The 2739-nt window shown below is 38.4% G+C and carries 1 protein-coding gene; it reads right to left on the reverse strand.

Annotation, left to right across the window (positions count from 1 at the left end):
• Positions 1-2739, reverse strand: a 2739-nt coding sequence (locus A3854_RS09575) for a hypothetical protein (RefSeq protein WP_180378649.1), incomplete at both ends; no start/stop codon positions are given.

The following is a 2739-nucleotide window of genomic DNA, read 5'->3' on the forward strand; positions in this document are numbered from 1 at the left end:
TGTATTTGGTCTTGAACTTCGATTGTAGTTGTACCACTAGTATAAGTAGTATAACCACCAGAACTAGCACCTTTAGTCCAACTACTTCCAAGAGTAAGCTCATCGTTACTATCACCATCTATTTTTAGCTTATTCTCATTACTATCACGTAATATATCTTGAACATTGCTAGCTGTAAGAGATAAGGTTGTCTTTTCTCCATTAGTCATATCTAGTTTTTCGATATTTTTAACATGGCTAAAGTCTATGCTATTATCAGCTACTTTTAATGTATCAAATCCAGCTCCGCCGTCGATAGTTGAAGTATCTTGAATACTTGCATTTTTACCGATAGAGATAACATCGTCTCCGCCGCCACCGCTTACGGTAGAGTTATTCTTAACGGTTAGATTATTTCCGATAGTAATCGTGTCTTTACCGTCAGTAGCGTTATTTACTCCGCCACCGCCTTCGCCCCAGTCTCCGTAAATTCCGGCATTACCGTCTAGGGTTAGGTTATCGCCTATAGTAATGGTATCTTTTCCTTGACCACCTTTTACGTCGGCATAGTTTTTAAACGTTACGTTATTTCCTATGGTTACCGTATCGTTACCGAAAGTACTTTGGTGAGTCGTATCACCATCATCCATATAAATATCAGAGTCATCTATAGTAACGTTATTTCCTATTTTTGCGGTATCACTATGGAATCCTAGATCCATATGTGTACCTTTGCTAATATTAACTCCATCCCCTATCTCAAGTGTATCGTTGTCATCCCCAGTAATTAACTGAGAGTGTGAAACTGTCGCATTCTCGCCAATAGTGATTTTATCTGATTTTTGGTTTAGATCAAATCTAACATTGTGAACGTTTGCGTTATCTGCGATATTGATAAAATCTTTTGCAACAGCTGATCCAAAAGAACTAATTGCGGTTTTGCCATAAGAGTTAGCATCTACATCACCGAAATTGCCTTTAATATTTACGGTATTATCCCCATTGCTCCAACCACCACCAAGAGTGATTTTGGTATTGTCACTTGTAACGTTTTCGATATTTACCTCATTTTTGCCATGCCATGTCTCAACATTGACATTTTTTAACTCTGCATTTTTGAGGTTGATAATATCGTCATTGCTTCCAGTTATAAGGCTAGATGTTGTAATCTTAGCACCATCTACATTGATAGTATTATTACCGTTGCCTAAATTAACTCCAGAAGAATTAAGGGTAGAGCCACCTTTTAGAGTAAATACGTCCTCTTCGCCTTGACCAGTAATATTTAGTCGTTCACCTTTTGTCGCATTTAGGGTAACAGTCGTCTTATCTGATGCACCACCATTTGCTTGGATATCCAGACGAGATAACTCAGAGTCCTCTGCTGTAACTGTATTTATGCCTGAGCGTATATCCATTATGTTGTGGTTACCAATTAAATTCGCATCGCCTAAAATTTTGCTGTTTTTGATCACAATATCATCGTTACCACTTTGAGTCTCTACTCTAAGTTTATTTGTGCTGGTAGCTCCGTCAAGGGTGATCTTGTTGTTTCCACGGCCAAGGTTCATCTCTGTTTCGTTTAGAGTGCCATTAACATTAACTGTTTGATCGCTACCATACATGTGGTTTATATGAGCATTATTTAGCGTTGCTCCTTTTTCTATATTAAAGGTCGCAACTCCTTGTGATGCTAGAGTAGCTCCATCTACAGATGCTCCAGACTTAACATTTACAGTATCGTGACTATTGGTTCCAAATATATTTTCTGAACCAGTATTGATGGTACTACCAGAAGTTAGATTTCCATAAAGGTTTATAACGTCATCATCATCTCCACTTTGTACATTAGAACCGTTTTTAATCTCTCCATGTAGATTAATAATGTCGTTACCTATCTCGGTGTCTATTGTTTTTCCATCTAAGCCCTTAGTAAATGATACTTCATCGTCCGTATCAGTAATAGTGCCAGTATTGCTTGACGAAGCTATTTGAGGATTATCGCTAGTTACGTTTACAGTAGCTTTTCTTTGATAAACGCCTTGTTCTGCTCCATCAATACTACTAAAACGAGAATCATCTCCTACACGCTCTCCTTGATTTTGGATAGAGTTATCTGCTAGCTTTGCTATTCTTACTTCTAGGTTCTCTATATCTCTAGGATCATTTACGGTAAGTTTATTACCATACATTGGAACCCAGTCACCATTAGCATCTTTATATTCAAAAACAAAATTGCCATCTGGAGTTTCTATCTCTTCATAATCTACGCCCTTTTCTACACCACTTAGACTAAAAGTATATGTAGTTGGTCTAGACACTAGGTTATTTACACCATTTGCGTCTATATCACCTAGAGAGAATTTATACTCTGGGCCACTCCAATCTTGTCCCTCTGTTGCATTTGTTGAACCTAGAGCTGTAATTGTAGCAATAGGAGGTATAACAGGAGTTGCTCCAGCCCCAACAGCACTTCCTCCACTTACACCAAAGCTATTATCTCCACCTGCTGCTAGAGATAAAGCATCTATGCTTCCTACATTAGCATTGATGTTACTAATGTGGCCTCCTTCTGCAAAGCTAGTAGAAGATAAGCTTACGCCATCTCCACCATTACCACCTGCTTGTGGACCACCTGCAGCAGTTTCTTCTAGAGCATTAAGATCTGTTCCTTTTAAGATGGCTTGTTGTAAAGCTGAGATATCAGCTACTGTTTCGTTATTGTTAGAGTCTTGGTCTAGAGTTAGAGTGTCTTTACCT

The organism is Campylobacter concisus (assembly GCF_002092845.1).
Lineage (GTDB): Bacteria > Campylobacterota > Campylobacteria > Campylobacterales > Campylobacteraceae > Campylobacter_A > Campylobacter_A concisus_AQ.